Here is a 16,943-nt window from a genome sequence, read left to right on the forward strand (position 1 = left end):
CGTCACGTCACGGGCGCGGTCCGGCCACCGCTCCCCGGGCCCTTGCCCGCCGCGCCCGCTCCCCCGCCGGTGTCAGCGTCCCGTCACCTCACGTCCCGGAGGGTATCTGCAGGACCGAGGACGGGGCGTCGTACCCGGAGTCGTCCAGCGGGCCGCGGTCCATGAGACCGATGAGGACGACCACGGTCATCAGGGCGCCCAGCACGATGCCGACCGCACCCAGGATGATGCCGGCCAGCGCCATCCCGCCGTTGGTGGACTCGCCCCGGTTCGCCTTGCCCTTGCCGAGCGCCCCGAAGACCACCGCCCCGATGCCGAGCGCCGTCGCGAAGACGGCGGCGGAGCACCCGACGACGGCGAGGATGCCGAGGACGAGCGAGGTGACCCCGAAGCCGTTGCTCGGCCGGTCGTGGACCGGATAGGGGGCCTGGCCCGGGTACCCCGGATATCCGTACCCCTGCGGGACGGACGGCCCGCCCGGATGCCCGTACGCGGTCACGGGCGGCGGCGGTACGGGCCCGGGGGGCGCCGGGTGCGGCAGCGGCGCGGGCGGGACCGGGGCCCCACCGGGCCCGGGTACCGGCGGCGGCCCGGACACCGGCGGGACGCCTCCCGCCGGCCCCGGAGCGGGCACGGGCGGCCCGTAACCCGGCGGCGGGGACGGAACGGCGGGTATGCCCGGCGCACCCGGGGTGCCCGGCGCGCCCTGCTGTTTGCCCTGATCCACCGGCGGCGCCCACGGATCGGTCGGCTCGGGGCTGTGATCGGTCATGAGGCGCCCCCCTCTCGTACAGCCATGCTATGCGCTGCCACCGACCGTCACGGGGCTGCCTACGATGAGGCCCCGACCGACCGCACCCGCGCCCCCCGGAGGCACTGACATGACCGACCTGCACCCCTTCATCGCGGGGCTGCCCAAGGCCGAACTCCACGTCCACCACGTCGGCTCGGCCTCCCCGCGCATCGTGGCCGAACTGGCCTCCCGCCACCCCGACTCGAAGGTCCCCACCGACCCCGAGGCGCTCGCCGACTACTTCACCTTCACCGACTTCGCGCACTTCATCGAGGTCTACCTCTCCGTCGTGGACCTGGTCCGCACCCCCGACGACGTCCGCCACCTCACCTTCGAGGTGGCCCGCGACATGGCCCGGCAGAACATCCGCTACGCCGAGCTGACCGTCACCCCGTACTCCTCCACCAGCCGCGGGATCGAGGAGAAGGCGTTCATGGCGGCCATCGAGGACGCCCGCAAGGCCGCCGAGAGCGAGCTCGGCGTCATCCTGCGCTGGTGCTTCGACATCCCGGGCGAGGCCGGTCTGGAGGCCGCCGCCGAGACGGCCCGGCTCGCCGTCGACCTGCGCCCCGAGGGCCTGGTCTCCTTCGGTCTCGGCGGCCCCGAGATCGGGGTCCCGCGCCCGCAGTTCAAGCCGTACTTCGACCGGGCGCGCGCCGCCGGACTGCACAGCGTCCCGCACGCCGGGGAGACCACCGGCCCGGAGACCGTCTGGGACGCCGTCCGCGAGCTGGGCGCCGAGCGCATCGGCCACGGCACCAGCGCCGTACGCGACCCGGAGCTGCTGGCGTACCTGGCCGAGCACCGCATCGCGCTGGAGGTCTGCCCGACCTCCAACCTCGCCACCCGCGCGGTCGCCGACCTCGACGAGCACCCGGTCAAGGAGATGGTCGCGGCGGGCGTGCTCGTCACCATCAACAGCGACGACCCGCCGATGTTCGGCTCCGACCTCAACAACGAGTACGCGGTCGCCGCCCGTCTCCTCGGCCTGGACGAGCGCGGTCTCGCGCGGCTCGCGAAGAACGCCGTCGAGGCGTCCTTCCTGGACCCGGCGGGCAAGGCGGCGCTCGCCGCGGAGATCGACGCGTACACCGACACGTGGCTCGCGCGCTGAATTCCCTTGATCCCTCCGGCCCCTGAGAATGGGGGCCATGCGCACCCTGACTGCCGTCGGCCACCGCGGCGATCCCTACCGTGTCCGTGAGAACACCCTGCCCTCGATCCGCTCCGCCTTCGCCCGGGGGGCGGACGCGGTCGAGATCGACGTCCGGCTGACCCGGGACGGGGTGCCGGTCCTCCTCCACGACGAGACGCTCCAGCGGCTGTGGGGCCATGACGTGCGGCTCGACGCCGTCACTGCCCCGCAGCTCAGGGAGATGACGGGCGGCGGGGTCCCGGAGCTGCGCGAGGCGCTGGCGGCGGGCGGCGGGGGCCGGCTGATGATCGACCTGCCGGGCGCCACGCCCGGGGCGGTGCGGGCCGTCGTCGGCGTGGTCCGCGAGTGCGGGGCGCGCGAGCGCGTGTACTACTGCGCGGGCCCCGCCACCGTGCTGGCGGTCCGCGCCGCCGATCCGGGCGCGGAGATCGCGCTGACCTGGACCACGCTGTCGCCGCCGCGCCGGGTGCTGACCGACGCGGTGGCCCCGCGCTGGCTCAACTACCGCTTCGGCCTGGTCGGCCGGGAGCTGACGGACGCCCTGCACCGGGACGGCCTGCTGGTCTCGGCCTGGACGGCGGACACCAAGCGGACGATGCGGGCCCTCGTCGCGGCCGGGGTGGACTCGATCACCACGAACCGGGTGGACGCGCTGATCGCCGTCCGGTCCCGGCCCGCCAGGTGATACGCGCCCTCGGGGCCGCCCCGGGGGGCTCCCTGAGGGCCTCCCTGGGGGAGCGGTTCCGGCGGGCCCGGCCGCGGGCCGTGGACCTGGGGCTCACGGCGCTCGTCCAGGCCGCCTCCACCATGCCTTTCGTGCTCCCCCGGGCGGCGGGCGCGTCGGACCCGAGCTGGACGGCGTACGGGGTGACCGCGCTCGGGGTGCTGCCGCTGCTGTGGCGCACGCGGGCACCGGTCGCGGTGCTGACGGCGGTCGTACTGGCGGGCTTCGCCTACAACCTGGGGCTCGACGGGCCGGGGCAGCCGCTGCCGTACGCGGCACTGGTCGCCTTCTACACGGTGGCGGTGCGGTGCCCGGGCCGGGTGCGGGCGGTGGTGTCGGTGTGCGGGAGCGTGGCCGCCGTGCCGGCCGTCGTCTGGAACACCGGGACGGCGCGGGAGCTGTTCTTCACGCTCTTCGTCCTGGGCGCGGCGTACGTGTTCGGGCGGTTGCAGTACACCCGGCAGGCGTACACGGCGGCGGTGGAGGACCGGGCGGCGCAGCTGGAGCGCGCCAACCGGGTCGAGGCGGAGCAGGCGGCGGCGCGGGAACGGGCCCGGATCGCGCGGGAGATGCACGACATCCTCTCGCACGCGGTCAGCCTCATGATCGTGCAGGCCGAGGCCGGTCCGGTGGCGGTGCGGCGGGCACCGGACCGGGCCGAGGCGGCCTTCGAGGCCATCTCGGAGACCGGCCGGGACGCGATGGCCCAGTTGCGCACGATGCTCGGGGTGCTGCGGGACGACGGCCCGGCCCCGGGCGGCGGCGCGGGAACGGGCCCGGCGGATACGGGCGCGGGTCCGGCGGACGCGGGGGCGGCGGGCGCGGGTCCGGGTCCGGCGGCGCCTGGGCGGCCGGGCTCCGCGCCGCGCGCGCCGCAGCCGGGCGTGGCGGCGCTGCCCGCGCTCCTGGACCGGGTGCGGCGGGGCGGGCCCGGGGTCTCGTACGAGCGGCGGGGCACGGTGCGTCCGCTGGCGGCGACGGCCGACACGACGGCCTACCGGGTGGTGCAGGAGGCCCTGACCAATGTGGTCCGGCACGCGCGGGCCCGGGAGGTCGCGGTGGTGCTCGACTACGGGCCGGACACGCTCACGGTGACGGTCACGGACGACGGAAGGGGACCTTCCGCGCACGACGGCGCCACGGGCGGACGCCGGGGCGGGGGCGGGGGACACGGGCTGGCCGGCATCCGGGAACGGGCCGCCGCGCACGGCGGTACGGCGGAGGCCGGACCGGGGCCGGACGGCCGCGGCTTCCGGGTGCGGGCGGTCCTTGTAACCTCGCCGCTGGAGGTGGGCAATTGACGATCCGTGTGGTGGTCGCCGACGACCAGGAGCTGGTCCGCAGCGGCTTCGCGATGATCCTGGACGCGCAGGAGGACATCGAGGTCGTGGCGGAGGCCGGGGACGGCGCGGCGGCCGTGGCGGCGGTCCGCCGCCTCGCGCCCGATGTGGCCCTGCTGGACATCCGGATGCCGGTCCTGGACGGGATCGAGGCGTGCCGGACGATCTTCGGCCGGGAGCGCGTGCCGCACGGTCATGCTGACCACCTTCGACTCGGACGCGTACGTGTACGAGGCGCTGCACGCGGGCGCGAGCGGGTTCCTGCTGAAGGACGTGCGGCGCGACGACCTGGTCCACGCGGTACGGGTGGTGGCGGCGGGCGAGTCGCTGCTGGCGCCCTCGGTGGCGCGACGGCTGATCGAGGAGTACACGGCGGCGACGGCGCGGCCCCCGGCGGGGGAGGCAGCGGCGACGGCGGCGCGGGCGGAGGCGGAGGCAGCGGCGGCGCGGCGGCTGGGGTCGCTGACCGCGCGGGAGCGGGAGACGCTGCTGCACCTGGGCCGGGGGCTGTCGAACGCGGAGATCGCCGCCGCGCTGGTGGTGAGCGGGCACACGGTCAAGTCGCATGTGGGCCAGGTGCTGGCGAAGCTGGGGCTGCGGGACCGGGTCCAGGCGGTGATCTGCGCGTACGAGACGGGTCTGATCGCGGCCGGGGTGGGGCCGGGTGCGGTAGTGGGGGCGGGTACTCCCTCCCGGGAGTGAGGTGCGGCGTGTCGCCTCCCTCGCGGGAGGGAGTTGTCGTACCGCTGAAGACCCCTCTTCCCGGGGATTCGCGAGTACCCCGGCGCCCAGCAGCATGGAGATCACCGGGCGGTGGTCGTCCGGAGCTCGCACAGGGGGTCCCGTCATGAACGCTCGCACGCGCACGCTGATCGCCGCCGCTCTGGTCCTGGGCCTCGTGTCCGGGCCGGCCGCGGCGGCCCGCGCCGCCCCGTCGTCCGGGCCGGGCCCGGCGGGCGCCACGGCCGGTACCGCCCCGCCTGTCTTCTCCTCCCCGCCCGACGCGCAGGCCCTGGGGGCGGCGATCGCGGGGCTCGGCGCGGGGCACCGGGACGCGACGGCCGCCCTGGTCCGGGTGGGGGGCACGAGCGGCGGCTGGCAGGGCCGTTCCGGTGTCGCGGACGTGCGTACCGGGCGCGGGGCCGTCGCGGACGCCCGGTTCCGGGCGGGTTCGGTGACCAAGACCTTCACCTCGGCGGTGGTGCTCCAGCTGGCGGCCGAGGGCAAGGTCGCTCTGGACCGGCCGGTGCAGGAGTACCTGCCGGGGCTGCTGCCGGGCGGCCCTGCGGGGTTCGGACCCGTCAGTGTCCGGCAGCTGCTGAACTACACGAGCGGCATCCGGCCGGCCGACGGCCTGGGCCCCACCTTCGCGGACGAGTACGCGCACCGGTTCGAGGCGGTCGACCCGCACGCGCTGATCGCCTCGGCCGTCGCCAAGGGGCCCGCGTTCCGGCCGGGCGAGAAGCAGCGCTACCAGAACATCGACTACACGATCCTGGGCGTGCTGATCGAGAAGGTGACGGGCACGACGTACGACAGGGCCGTGACCGAACGGATCATCAGGCCGCTGGGCCTGTGCGACACCTCGTTGCCGTCCCGTACGCAGACCCGGATACCGGGGCCGCACCACCGCGGCTACCAGACGGTGGAGAAGCCCGGCGGAGGCACCGCGCTGGTCGATGTGACCGAGTGGAACTCCTCGCCCAGCTGGGCCGCCGGGGACCTCATATCGACCACGGCGGACCTGGAGCGCTTCACCGTGGCCCTGTTCGGCGGCCGGGTCGTGCCGCGGCCGCAGCTGGAGGAGATGTTCACGGTGCCCGCGGTCGCCGACTTCGAGACCGGGAAGGCGGCCGAGCACACGGCGGGGATGAAGCGGTTCGTCCTGCCGGGCGGCGCCGTGGCCTACGGCAAGACGGGCGCCCGGCACGGCTACAGCACCGTGATCGGCTCCACCCGCGACCTCTCCCGCACCCTGGTCCACTCGGTCAACGCCACGGACGCGAAGGGCCGGGAGGCGAACCCGGTGACGTCCGGCATCCTCATGGCGGCCTTCACCAGGTGACCACTCCGGCCGGGGTGGCGGGTCCGGGGCGGGCCGGGGGTGGGGCCGGGGGGGTCAGAGCCCGACGAGGGTGTTCCAGCGCCCGGCGAAGGAACGGCGTTCGGCCGAGGAGATGTCCCGGGCGACGGCGAGCCGTTCGCGCATCGCGTCGTCGGGGAAGATCAGCGGGTTCTCGGCGAGGGCGGCGGTCTCCGCGTCGCCGGAGCCGGCCAGGATCTCGCGGGCGGCCGGTACGGGGCAGACGTAGTTGACGGAGGCGGCGAGCTGCGCGGCCACCTCCGGGGCGTAGTAGTGGTCGATCAGTGCCTCGGCGTTGCTCTTGTGCCGGGCCAGGTTGGGGACGAGGAGGCTCTCGGCCCAGAGTTCGGCCCCTTCCTCGGGGACCACGAACCGGATGCCGGGGTTGTCGGCCTGGAGCTGGACGACGTCGCCGGAGTACGCCTGGCAGGCCAGGACGTCGCCCTTGCTGAGATCGGAGGTGTAGTCGTTGCCGGTGAAGCGGCGGATGTGCTTCCTGCGCACCAGGTCCTCGACCTGGTCGCACATCCGGTGGAAGTCGGACCCGGTCCACCGGGTGACGTCCACGCCGTTGCCCTGCATCAGCAGGGCGAAGGACTCGTCGAGGCCGGAGAAGAGGGTGACCCTGCCCGCCAGGTCCGGTTGCCACAGGTCCTGGACGGATCTGATCTCCCGGCCCAGGGCGTCGTGGTCGTAGGCGATGCCGGTGATCCCGCACTGCCAGGGGACGGTGTGCAGCCGTCCCTCGTCGAAGGCGGGGGAGCGCAGTTGCGGATCGAGGTGTCTGGCGACGTTGGACTGCGCCGAGCGGTCCATCCGCTGGGCCCAGCCCAGGTGCACGAAGCGGGCGGCCATCCAGTCGCTGACCACCACCAGGTCGTGGCCGGTCTCCTGGCCGTTCATCAGGGCCGGGCTGATCTTGCCGAAGAACTCGTCGTTGTCGTTGATCTCCTCGGTGTAGCGGACCCGGATGCCGGTCGCCTCCGAGAAGGCGTCCAGCGTCGGCCTGCGCTCCTCGCCGTCGTCCCCGTCGTCGGTGCTGGTGTCGATGTACAGCGGCCAGTTGGAGAAGGAGACGGTCCGGTCCCGGCCGGAGTGGTCGGGGCCTTCCCTCCGGTCCTCGGGGACGTAGGCGGCGGGCACGCCACAGCCGGCGAGGGCGGCCGTCAGGCCTGCGGCACCGAGGCCGCGCAGCGCCGCACGGCGGGAGAGGGCGAGTTCAGGCATGGGCACAGCCTCGGGGAACGCGAGGGGGCGGGCAATAGACATGTTGTCTACTGCCCGCCCCTTCGGCACCCTGCTGTGAACGGTCGGCGGCCGGGCGCCGTCAACCGTCGGACGCCGTAAGCCGTCAGCCGTCAGCCGTCAGCCGTCAGCCGTCAGCCGTCGAGCGAGGTCATCACGTGCTTGATGCGCGTGTAGTCCTCGAAGCCGTACGCGGAGAGGTCCTTGCCGTAGCCGGACTTCTTGAAGCCGCCGTGCGGCATCTCGGCGACGAGCGGGATGTGGGTGTTGATCCACACGCAGCCGAAGTCGAGGTTCTTGGACATCCGCATCGCGCGGCCGTGGTCCTTGGTCCACACGGAGGAGGCCAGGGCGAAGTCGACGCCGTTCGCGTACTCCAGGGCCTGGGCCTCGTCGGTGAAGGACTGGACGGTGATGACGGGGCCGAAGACCTCGTTCTGGATGATCTCGTCGTCCTGCTTGAGGCCGGAGACCACGGTCGGGGCGTAGAAGTAGCCCTTCTCGCCGACCCGGTGGCCGCCCGCCTCGACCTTGGCGTGGGCGGGGAGCCGCTCGATGAAGCCCGCGACCTGCTGGAGCTGGTTCGGGTTGTTCAGCGGGCCGTAGAGCACGTCCTCGTCGTCCGGCTGCCCGGTCTTCGTGTCGGCGGCGGCCTTGGCGAGGGCGGTCACGAACTCGTCGTGGACCGACTCGTGGACGAGCACGCGGGTGGCGGCGGTGCAGTCCTGTCCGGCGTTGAAGTACCCGGCGACCGCGATGTCCTCCACGGCCTTGGCCAGGTCGGCGTCCTCGAAGACCACGACCGGGGCCTTGCCGCCGAGCTCCAGGTGGACGCGCTTGACGTCCTTCGACGCGCTCTCGGCGACCTGCATGCCCGCGCGGACCGAGCCGGTGATGGAGGCCATCGCCGGGGTGGGGTGCTCGACCATGGCCCGGCCGGTCTCGCGGTCACCGCAGAGGACGTTGAAGACGCCCTTGGGCAGGACCGAGTCGATGATCTCCGCCATCAGGACGGTGGAGGCGGGGGTGGTGTCCGAGGGCTTGAGGACGACGGTGTTGCCCGCGGCGATGGCGGGCGCGAACTTCCACACGGCCATCATCATCGGGTAGTTCCACGGCGCGACCTGGGCGCAGACGCCGACCGGCTCGCGGCGGACGATGGAGGTCATGCCCTCCATGTACTCGCCGGCCGAGCGGCCCTCCAGCAGCCGGGCGGCGCCCGCGAAGAACCGGATCTGGTCCACCATCGGCGGCAGCTCCTCGCTGGCCGTGAGGCCCAGCGGCTTGCCGGTGTTCTGCGACTCGGTGGCGACGAGTTCGTCGGCGCGCGCCTCGAAGGCGTCCGCGATCTTCAGCAGGGCCCGCTGCCGCTCGGCGGGGGTGGTGTCGCGCCAGCCCGGGAAGGCGGCAGCGGCGGCGGCCATGGCGGCGTCGACGTCCGCCTGGCCGGACAGCGGGGCGGTGGCGTACGCCTCGCCGGTGGCCGGGTTGACCACCTCGGTGGTCCGCCCGTCGGCGGCGTCCTTGAACTCCCCGCCGATGTAGTTGCGCAGACGACGCAGTTCGGTGGTCACTACAGCCACTCTCCTGATCACATGTCCAAGGGTTGAGACAATTCCCCACCCTATCGCCTCGGCAGAGGCTTTCGGCAGAGCCATGACCCACGAACTACGAAATCAGTGAGATCAGAGTCCCCAGACAACGGATTTCATCGATTCAGCCTTGCGGAACAGACGACTCCTCGTGCACAGTGAGGGTGTGGTCAGTCGAAGCGCAGATTCCAGGAACAGACAACCGTCCCCTCCGGTCGACGCCGTGTCCCTGGCGATCATCGAACAACTGCAGGAGGACGGCCGCCGCCCCTACGCGGCGATCGGCAAGGCCGTCGGCCTCTCCGAAGCAGCGGTGCGCCAGCGGGTGCAGAAACTGCTCGACCAGGGCGTCATGCAGATCGTCGCCGTCACCGACCCCCTCACCGTGGGGCTGCGGCGCCAGGCGATGGTCGGGATCAACGTCGAGGGAGACCTCGACCCCGTGGCCGACGCGCTGACCGCGATGGCCGAGTGCGAGTACGTGGTGATGACCGCGGGCTCGTTCGACCTGATGGTGGAGATCGTCTGCGAGGACGACGACCACCTGCTCGAAACGATCAACAAGAAGATCCGCGCGCTCCCCGGCGTGCGATCAACCGAAAGCTTCGTCTACCTGAAGCTGAAGAAACAGACCTACATGTGGGGAACTCGATAGCCCGTGAGCCAGGACCTCTCCAAGACCGCGTACGACCACCTGTGGATGCACTTCACCCGCATGTCCTCGTACGAGAACTCCCCCGTCCCCACCATCGTCCGGGGTGAGGGCACCTACATCTGGGACGACAAGGGCAAGCGCTACCTGGACGGTCTCGCCGGACTGTTCGTGGTCAACGCGGGTCACGGCCGCAAGGAACTGGCCGAGGTCGCCTACAAGCAGGCCCAGGAACTCGCGTTCTTCCCCATCTGGTCGTACGCCCACCCCAAGGCCGTCGAGCTCGCCGAGCGCCTGGCCGGCTACGCCCCGGGCGACCTGAACAAGGTCTTCTTCACCACCGGCGGCGGCGAGGCCGTCGAGACCGCCTGGAAGCTCGCCAAGCAGTACTTCAAGCTCCAGGGCAAGCACACCAAGTACAAGGTCATCTCGCGTGCGGTCGCCTACCACGGCACCCCGCAGGGCGCCCTGTCCATCACCGGCCTGCCCGCCCTCAAGGCCCCCTTCGAGCCGCTGGTCCCCGGCGCGCGCAAGGTGGTGAACACCAACATCTACCGCGCCCCGATCTACGGCGACGACCCCGAGGCGTTCGGCCGCTGGTGCGCCGACCAGATCGAGCAGGAGATCCTCTTCGAGGGCGCCGACACCGTCGCCGCCGTCTTCCTGGAGCCGGTGCAGAACGCGGGCGGCTGCTTCCCGCCGCCGCCCGGGTACTTCCGGCGCGTCCGCGAGATCTGCGACCAGTACGACGTCCTGCTCGTCTCCGACGAGACGATCTGCGCCTTCGGCCGCCTCGGCACGATGTTCGCCTGCGACAAGTTCGACTACGTGCCGGACATGATCACCTGCGCCAAGGGCATGACCTCGGGCTACTCCCCGATCGGCGCCTGCATCATCTCGGACCGTCTCGCGGAGCCCTTCTACAAGGGCGACAACACCTTCCTGCACGGCTACACCTTCGGCGGCCACCCGGTCTCCTCGGCCGTCGCGCTGGCCAACCTCGACCTCTTCGACAAGGAGGGCCTCAACCAGCACGTGCTGGACCACGAGGACGCCTTCTTCTCGACGCTGAAGAAGCTGCACGACCTGCCGATCGTCGGCGACGTCCGCGGCAACGGCTTCTTCTACGGCATCGAGCTCGTCAAGGACAAGACCACCAAGGAGTCCTTCACGGACGAGGAGACCGAGCGCGTCCTGTACGGCTTCCTGTCCAAGGCGCTCTTCGACAACGGCCTGTACTGCCGGGCCGACGACCGCGGCGACCCGGTCATCCAGCTCGCGCCCCCGCTCATCGCGGACCAGGGCACCTTCGACGAGATCGAGGGCATCCTGCGCTCGGTGCTCACCGAGGCGTGGACCAAGCTCTGACCCCGCCCGGCCCCGCCTGATCCCGCCAGGCCCGGCCCCGTCCGGCCCCGTCGCACGGCCCGTGTCCCCCCGTTCGAGTGAGAACGCGGGGGCACGGGCCGTGTGCTGTCGGCAGACAAGACGTTCATCTCTTTTCATCTCTTTACGACACCAGTGACCGATCGGCCTCCGCCTTCGTTCCCCCGCACGGGGGAGCCGGGCTGGTCGAGTCGCGATCCGCAGTCGAACCGAAGAGGTGTACGCCATGGTGGCCCCGCCGGACAACGATGTGCTCCGGGCACGCTCCCTGCACTACTCCCACAGCGGCTCGCCCGGCCTCATCGGCGTCTGCGTCGAAGTCCGCGAGGGCGAGATCCTGGCGCTGACCGGCCCGCGCGGCAGCGGCAAGACCACCCTGCTGCGCTGCCTGTCCGGGCGGCTGCTGCCCGAGCAGGGCGAGGTCTGGTTCGACGGCGTGCCCGTCCACACCCTGGGCGCCGCCGCCCGCGAACGGCTGCGCCGCGACCGGTTCGGCTGGCTCGGCCCCGATCCGCAGCTCCTGCCCGAGCTCAAGGTCTGGGAGAACGCGGCCCTGCCGATGCTCCTCGCCGGCGCCCCGCACCGCAGCGCCAAGCGCGCCGCCTGCGCCTGGCTGGACCGCCTCGACATCGGCGCCTTCGCCCGCAAACGCCCCCGCGCCCTCAACCGGGCCGAGTGCCAGCGGGTCGCCCTGGCCCGCGCCCTGGTCAACGAGCCCGCCGTGATCTTCGCCGACGAGCCCACCGCCCCGCTGCACCGCGCCGAGCGGAGCCTGCTGCTGCGCACCCTGACCACCGCGGCCCGCTCCCACGGGATCACCGTGCTGCTCGCCACCCACGACGAGGAGACCGCCGCCGCGGCCGACCGCCGGGTCGCCCTGCTCGACGGACGGCCCGACCCGGCCGCCTCCTCCCCCGCTCCCTCCCCCGCCTCCGAGACCCAGGAGGGCCAGGCCGCGTGCTCGCTCTCCGCCTAGCCCGCGGCTCCCGGCCGCTGGTCCAGCTGCGCCGGCTGCTGGTCGCCGTCGCCGCGGCCGGCACCGGGTTCCTGCTGCTGTACGTGCTCCTGGAGGCCGTGGACCGGCCCGCCGGATCGTTCCCGAGACTGCTGTGGGCCCTGGTCCCGCTGGCCGTCACCGTCCAGTTCGCCGTCGCCGTCGCCCGGTCCGACCCCGCGACCCGGCCCCGCGAGGGGCTCGACGCCGCCGGGCTGGGACCCGTACGCCTCGCCCTGGCCGCGGCGGTCTCCACCGCCGTCGCCTGCGCCCTCGGCAGCGCCCTGGCCCTGGCCGTCTTCCTCCACCTGCGCGGAGACCTCAGCGGCCTGCCCTTCGACGGGGCCGGGGCCGCCCTGCTCCACGCGGGCCGGCCGCTGCCGGTGGCCGCCGCCCTCACCCTGCTGGCCCTGGTCCCGCTGACGGCCGCCACCGCCACCGCCCTCGCGCTGCGCCCGCGCGCACCCCTGGCCCCGCAGACCGGCCTGCCCTGGGGCATCGCGCTCACCGCGTCCGGGCTGGCCGTCGAGGCGTCCGCGGGCCGGGGCGGCGCCGGGATGCCGGCCGGCTGGGCGCTGACCGCGGTCGGACTCGCCCTCGCCGGACCGAGCCTGGCCTACGCGTGCGGAGCACTGGTCCAGGCCGTACGGCCGGGCGCGCTGCGGCTGCTGGCCGGACGGGCCCTCCAGGAGGAGGCGCCCCGGCTCGGCCCGCCGCTCGGCGTGCTGTGCGCCGTCGGCGCCGGGACCCTGGCCGCCGTGCTCCTGGGCGACCGGGACGGCCTGCGCGTCCCGCTGGGCCCGCTGACCGGGATGGCCGTCGCCCTGGTGGCGCTCTGCGCCGCCGCGACCCTGCTCGTCTCCTCCTCCGGGGTGCACCCGGCCCGCTCCGCCGCCCGCCGGGCCCTGCTCGACCTGGGCGCCCCGGCCAGGACCCTGCGGTCCGCGGCGGGTCTGCGGATCACCGCCCTGACGGCCGTGTGCGTCCCCCTCAGCTGGGCCGTGGCGCAGCTGACCTCGCTCGCGCTGACCCGCTGACCCCGCCGGCCCCGGCCCGGCCGGAAGCCTCCCGGCGACGGCGGCGACGGATCGGGCTCCGGAGGCAACTTCGCGGCCGGTTCACACGTCTGGCAGAGGTACGCACACCTGCCGGACGTGAACGGAGCCCTTGGTGCTCATTGGCCTGCTGACCGCTGTCGCGGCATCCATCTGCTACGGGACGGGGTCCGTGCTGCAAGCCGTGGGCTCGCGCCGCGCGGCCCGGATGTCCCCACCCTCCGCCGGGGTGACCGCGCACGGCGGCCCCAACCTGTCGTCCACCGCCAAGGCGGCGATGACCTGGGAGTTCATCGTCGGCACGATCCTGGACTTCGTGGGCTTCGGGCTGGGCGCGCTGGCCGCCCGGATGCTGCCGCTCTTCCTCTCCCAGACCGTGATCAGCGCCAACCTGGTGGTCACCGCCGTGCTGAGCGTGAAGATGCTGGGCATCCGGCTGACGCGCAAGGAGTGGACCTCGATCGGGGTCGTCTGCGCGGCTCTGGTGCTGCTGGCGACGGCCGCGGGCCACGAGGGCGGCCACCACGCCCCGATGTCCACGCACTGGTGGCTGCTGGGCATCACCGTCCTGCTGATCGTGGGCGGCACCGTGGCCGTCCGTCTCCTCGGCGGCCGGGCCGCGATCCTGGCGGGCCTGCTCTCGGGCCTGGGCTTCGGCGCGCTGGGTGTCGGCGTCCGCATCCTGGACGGCGTCGAACCCTTCCACCTCCCCACCCTCCTCGCCGACCCGGCGCTCTACGCCATCCTGCTGGCCGGGAGCGGCGGCATGTACCTCCACACCGTCGCCCTCCAGATCGGCTCGGTGAACGGCGCGACCGCCGCCCTGGTCGTCGGCGAGACGGTCCTGCCGGGCGCGATCGGTGTCCTGCTGCTGGGCGACGCCTCCCGCCCGGGGCTGGCCTGGCTGGCGGTGCTGGGCTTCGTCCTGGCGGTGGCGGGCGCCGTCGCCGTGGCCTGGTACGGCAAGCACGAGGCCGCCGGACCACCCGGACCCGACCCCGGCCCGGACCCCGACCCGGTTCCGGCGGACGGGGCGGCCCTGTCCTCGACGTAGGCCCGGCCGGGCCCGGTGCTGACACCGGTGCCGGTGCCACGACCGGAAAGGTCCACCGGCCGCGGCACCGGGCGGCTCAGGCCGCCGGGAGGACGACCACCTCGGCCGGGGCGAAGGCCACCGCGACGCGGTCCCCCCGGGAGGGGGCCCCGGCCGGGGCGCACTCCGCCTCCAGCACCGGCCCCGACTCCGGGCGCAGCCGCAGCGCGACATGGCTGCCGCGGAAGGTGCGGGCCACCACCTCGCAGGCCAGGCCGGCCGTCCCGAGCACCACCCCGGCGGGCCGGATCAGGACCCGCTGCTCCCCCTCGGGGGAGCCGGCCGGCACCGGGACCCCGCCCCACGGGGTGACCGCGACGCCCCTCGACACCCGCGCCGGGACCACGTTCTCGAAGCCCAGGAACCGCGCCACGAACTCCGAGGCCGGCCGCTGCCACACCTCCAGCGGGGTGCCGGCCTGCGCGATCCGCCCGCCGCGCATCACCACCACCCGGTCGGCCAGCGCGAACGCCTCGCCCTGGTCGTGGGTGACGGCCAGCACCGTGGTGCCCAGCCGGGAGAACAGCTCCCGCAACTCCACCACCAGCCGCTCCCGCAGCCTCCGGTCCAGTTGCCCCAGCGGTTCGTCCAGCATCAGCAGCCGCGGCGAGGGCGCCAGCGCCCGGGCCAGCGCCACCCGCTGCTGCTCGCCGCCGGAGAGCGAGGCCACCGCCCGGCCCCCGGCCCCGGGAAGCCCGACCAGCTCCAGCAGCTCCGCGACCCGGTCCCTGTACGACGCCCGCGCGGAGCCCCGCATCCGCAGTCCGAAGGCGACGTTCCCGGCCACGTCCCCGTGCGGGAAGAGCTGGTGGTCCTGGAACATCAGGCCCACCCCGCGCCGGTGCACGGGCACGCGCGCCTGGTCCACGCCGTCCAGCAGCACCCGGCCGTCCGAGACGGGCTGGAGCCCGGCGACGACCCGCAGCAGCGTGGACTTCCCGCTGCCGCTCGGCCCCAGGACGCACACGGTCTCGTGCGCGGCGACCGTGAGGTCCACACGGTCCAGGACGTCCACGCCCTCGCCCGCGCGCCCGCCGAAGCGGACCGAGACCCCTTCCAGCCGGAGCAGTGTCATCAGAATTCTCCCGAGGTCTTGTCGGGTCGCAGCCGCTCCAGCACCAGCAGGGACACCGCGCACACCAGCATCAGAATCGTGCTCAGGGCCATCGCCTGCCCGTAGTTCAGCTCACCGGCCCGCCCCAGCAGCCGTGCCACGGCCACCGGCAGCGTCGGCTCGTCCGGCCGCGCGATGAAGACGGTCGCGCCGAACTCCCCCAGCGAGACCGCGAAGGCGAACCCGGCCGCGACCAGCAGGGCCCGCCGCACCAGCGGCAGGTCCACCTCCCGCCACGCCCGCAGCGGGGACGCGCCGAGCACGGCCGCCGCCTCCCGCAGCCGCCCGTCCACGGCCCGCAGCACCGGCAGCATGGTCCGGACGACGAACGGCACGCCCACCAGCGCCTGCGCCAGCGGGACCAGGACCCACGAGGTCCGCAGGTCCAGCGGCGGCTCGTCCAGGGTGATCAGGAAGCCGAAGCCCACGGTGACGGCGGACACCCCGAGCGGGAGCATCAGCAGCGCGTCGAACCCGCGCGCGAAGCGGCCCCCGCGCCGGGTCAGCGCCGCCGCCGCGAGCCCTCCGATCACCAGGGCGAGGGCGGTCGCGACCAGCGCGTACCGCAGGGAGTTCCCGATCGCCTCCAGCGGCGGCACCAGGAACGTCCCGCCGCCGGCGCCCGCGTCCTGCAGTGCCCGGTAGAAGCCGAGGCCGTATCCGCCGGGGGCGTCGAAGGACCGTTCCACCAGCACCCCCAGCGGCAGGACGATCAGCAGCGCCACCGACAGCAGCACCGCGCCGAGCAGCGTGCGCTGTCCGGCGCCGCGCGGCGCGTGCGCCGTGCGCGCCGGGTCCACGAGCCGTAGCGCGGTCTCCCGTTTGCGCACGGTCCAGGCGTGCACGCCGAGGATCGCGCCGACCGCCGCGAACTGCACCATCGTCAGCACGGCGGCCGTCGGCAGGTCCAGGAACTGCGCGGTCTGCCGGTAGACCTCCACCTCCAGGGTGGAGTACGCCGGTCCGCCCAGGATCTGCACGACGCCGAAGGAGGTGAAGGTGAAGAGGAAGACCATCAGGGTGGCGGCGGCCACCGCCGGGGCCAGCGCGGGCAGCGTCACCCGGCGCCAGGCCGCGAACCGCCCCGCGCCCAGGACCCGGGCGGCCTCCTCCTGGCGCGGGTCCAGCTGTGCCCACAGCCCGCCGACCGTCCGTACGACGACCGCGTAGTTGAAGAAGACGTGCGCGAGCAGGATCGCCCAGACGGTGGTGTCCAGCCGGACCCCCCACAGGTCGTCCAGCAGCCCGCCCCGCCCGACCAGGGCCAGGAAGGCCGTGCCGACGACCACGGTGGGCAGGACGAACGGGACGGTCACCACCGCCCGCAGCACCTGTCTGCCGGGGAACTCCAAGCGCGCGAAGACGTACGCGCCGGGGAGTGCGACCAGGAGCGTGAGCGCCGTGGAGGCGAGCGCCTGCCAGGTGGTGAACCAGAGCACGCCGGCGATGTCGGGCCGGGCCAGCACCTCGCCGATCCGGCCGAACCGCCAGCCGCTCTCCGTCGTGAGCCCGCGGCCGACGATCGCGGCGACGGGGTAGGCGAAGAACAGCCCGAAGAAGGCGAGGGGCACGGCCATCAGGGCGAGCCGCACCGCGGTCGCCCGCCGCCCGCCGCCCGCCGCACCAAAACCTCCGCCGAAGCCGAAGCCGAAACCGGACCGGGAGCCGGGGCCGGGGCGGGAGCCGGGGCAGGCGCGGGGCCGGGGACCGGACGCG

General features: G+C 73.8%; 14 protein-coding genes and 1 pseudogene. 10 read left to right on the plus strand and 5 right to left on the minus strand.

The genetic code is table 11. The features are described from left to right. Window positions 1-88: 88 nt before the first annotated feature. Window positions 89-499 (minus strand): DUF4190 domain-containing protein, encoded by a 411-nt coding sequence (locus ACIA5F_RS17575; protein WP_399353821.1) that lies wholly within the window; start codon window positions 497-499, stop codon window positions 89-91. 382 nt (window positions 500-881) lie between these two features. Between ACIA5F_RS17575 and ACIA5F_RS17580 the strand changes: the two genes are divergently transcribed. The 5 genes and pseudogenes from ACIA5F_RS17580 to ACIA5F_RS17600 all read left to right on the plus strand — a co-directional run bounded on the left by ACIA5F_RS17580 (window position 882) and on the right by ACIA5F_RS17600 (window position 6,078). Further along, the gene (locus tag ACIA5F_RS17580) at window positions 882-1,907 is read left to right on the plus strand and encodes an adenosine deaminase (RefSeq protein ID WP_399353823.1); all 1,026 of its coding nucleotides are present in this window, start codon (window positions 882-884) and stop codon (window positions 1,905-1,907) included. A gap of 37 nt (window positions 1,908-1,944) precedes the next feature. After that, window positions 1,945-2,634, plus strand: a complete 690-nt coding sequence (locus ACIA5F_RS17585) for a glycerophosphodiester phosphodiesterase (protein ID WP_399353825.1) — start codon at window positions 1,945-1,947, stop codon at window positions 2,632-2,634. Window positions 2,635-2,756: 122 nt separating this feature from the next. Then, window positions 2,757-3,974, plus strand: coding sequence for a sensor histidine kinase (locus ACIA5F_RS17590; protein WP_399353972.1), 1,218 nt, complete (start codon window positions 2,757-2,759; stop codon window positions 3,972-3,974). Continuing rightward, window positions 3,971-4,715: pseudogene (locus tag ACIA5F_RS17595) on the plus strand (response regulator). The gene ACIA5F_RS17590 and the pseudogene ACIA5F_RS17595 overlap by 4 nt, the downstream one beginning before the upstream one ends. Window positions 4,716-4,860: 145 nt before the next feature. Beyond that, window positions 4,861-6,078, plus strand: a complete 1,218-nt coding sequence (locus ACIA5F_RS17600; protein WP_399353827.1) for a serine hydrolase domain-containing protein — start codon at window positions 4,861-4,863, stop codon at window positions 6,076-6,078. A gap of 54 nt (window positions 6,079-6,132) precedes the next feature. Here ACIA5F_RS17600 and ACIA5F_RS17605 read toward each other — a convergent pair whose 3' ends face one another. After that, window positions 6,133-7,323, minus strand: coding sequence for a spermidine/putrescine ABC transporter substrate-binding protein (locus tag ACIA5F_RS17605; RefSeq protein ID WP_399353829.1), 1,191 nt, complete (start codon window positions 7,321-7,323; stop codon window positions 6,133-6,135). Window positions 7,324-7,475: 152 nt separating this feature from the next. Then, window positions 7,476-8,915: a gamma-aminobutyraldehyde dehydrogenase gene (locus ACIA5F_RS17610; RefSeq protein ID WP_399353831.1), complete on the minus strand. Its 1,440-nt coding sequence runs from the start codon at window positions 8,913-8,915 to the stop codon at window positions 7,476-7,478. Window positions 8,916-9,084: 169 nt separating this feature from the next. Between ACIA5F_RS17610 and ACIA5F_RS17615 the strand changes: the two genes are divergently transcribed. From ACIA5F_RS17615 to ACIA5F_RS17635, 5 genes are all read left to right on the plus strand, one after another. Beyond that, window positions 9,085-9,588, plus strand: a complete 504-nt coding sequence (locus ACIA5F_RS17615; protein ID WP_399353974.1) for an Lrp/AsnC family transcriptional regulator — start codon at window positions 9,085-9,087, stop codon at window positions 9,586-9,588. Between the two features lie 3 nt (window positions 9,589-9,591). Beyond that, the gene (locus ACIA5F_RS17620; RefSeq protein ID WP_399353833.1) at window positions 9,592-10,953 is read left to right on the plus strand and encodes an aspartate aminotransferase family protein; all 1,362 of its coding nucleotides are present in this window, start codon (window positions 9,592-9,594) and stop codon (window positions 10,951-10,953) included. A gap of 244 nt (window positions 10,954-11,197) precedes the next feature. Then, window positions 11,198-11,947 (plus strand): ABC transporter ATP-binding protein, encoded by a 750-nt coding sequence (locus tag ACIA5F_RS17625; RefSeq protein ID WP_399353835.1) that lies wholly within the window; start codon window positions 11,198-11,200, stop codon window positions 11,945-11,947. Next, entirely contained in the window at window positions 11,929-13,002 is a 1,074-nt protein-coding gene (locus ACIA5F_RS17630) for a hypothetical protein (RefSeq protein WP_399353837.1), read from the plus strand. The genes ACIA5F_RS17625 and ACIA5F_RS17630 overlap by 19 nt, the downstream gene beginning before the upstream one ends. 133 nt (window positions 13,003-13,135) lie before the next feature. Beyond that, on the plus strand, window positions 13,136-14,074 hold the full coding sequence (locus ACIA5F_RS17635) for a hypothetical protein (RefSeq protein WP_399353839.1): 939 nt from the start codon (window positions 13,136-13,138) through the stop codon (window positions 14,072-14,074). A 76-nt stretch (window positions 14,075-14,150) separates the two neighbouring features. Here ACIA5F_RS17635 and ACIA5F_RS17640 read toward each other — a convergent pair whose 3' ends face one another. Both ACIA5F_RS17640 and ACIA5F_RS17645 read right to left on the minus strand, forming a co-directional pair. Continuing rightward, window positions 14,151-15,188 (minus strand): ABC transporter ATP-binding protein, encoded by a 1,038-nt coding sequence (locus tag ACIA5F_RS17640; protein WP_399353841.1) that lies wholly within the window; start codon window positions 15,186-15,188, stop codon window positions 14,151-14,153. Then, window positions 15,188-16,804 carry an ABC transporter permease gene (locus ACIA5F_RS17645; protein ID WP_399353976.1) on the minus strand — a complete coding sequence of 539 codons (1,617 nt, stop codon included), beginning with the start codon at window positions 16,802-16,804 and terminating at the stop codon, window positions 15,188-15,190. The genes ACIA5F_RS17640 and ACIA5F_RS17645 overlap by 1 nt, the downstream gene beginning before the upstream one ends. Between the last annotated feature and the right edge of the window lie 139 nt (window positions 16,805-16,943).

The organism is Streptomyces sp. NPDC051567, from assembly GCF_044454165.1.
GTDB lineage: Bacteria > Actinomycetota > Actinomycetes > Streptomycetales > Streptomycetaceae > Streptomyces.

Coding starts and splice junctions, on each gene's coding strand:
- ACIA5F_RS17625 (WP_399353835.1), top strand. CDS start 11,198: ATGGTGGCCCCGCCGGACAACGATGTGCTCCGGGCACGCTCCCTGCAC.
- ACIA5F_RS17640 (WP_399353841.1), bottom strand. CDS start 15,188: ATGACACTGCTCCGGCTGGAAGGGGTCTCGGTCCGCTTCGGCGGGCGC.
- ACIA5F_RS17580 (WP_399353823.1), top strand. CDS start 882: ATGACCGACCTGCACCCCTTCATCGCGGGGCTGCCCAAGGCCGAACTC.
- ACIA5F_RS17605 (WP_399353829.1), bottom strand. CDS start 7,323: ATGCCTGAACTCGCCCTCTCCCGCCGTGCGGCGCTGCGCGGCCTCGGT.
- ACIA5F_RS17645 (WP_399353976.1), bottom strand. CDS start 16,804: ATGGCCGTGCCCCTCGCCTTCTTCGGGCTGTTCTTCGCCTACCCCGTC.
- ACIA5F_RS17590 (WP_399353972.1), top strand. CDS start 2,757: ATGCCTTTCGTGCTCCCCCGGGCGGCGGGCGCGTCGGACCCGAGCTGG.
- ACIA5F_RS17585 (WP_399353825.1), top strand. CDS start 1,945: ATGCGCACCCTGACTGCCGTCGGCCACCGCGGCGATCCCTACCGTGTC.
- ACIA5F_RS17600 (WP_399353827.1), top strand. CDS start 4,861: ATGAACGCTCGCACGCGCACGCTGATCGCCGCCGCTCTGGTCCTGGGC.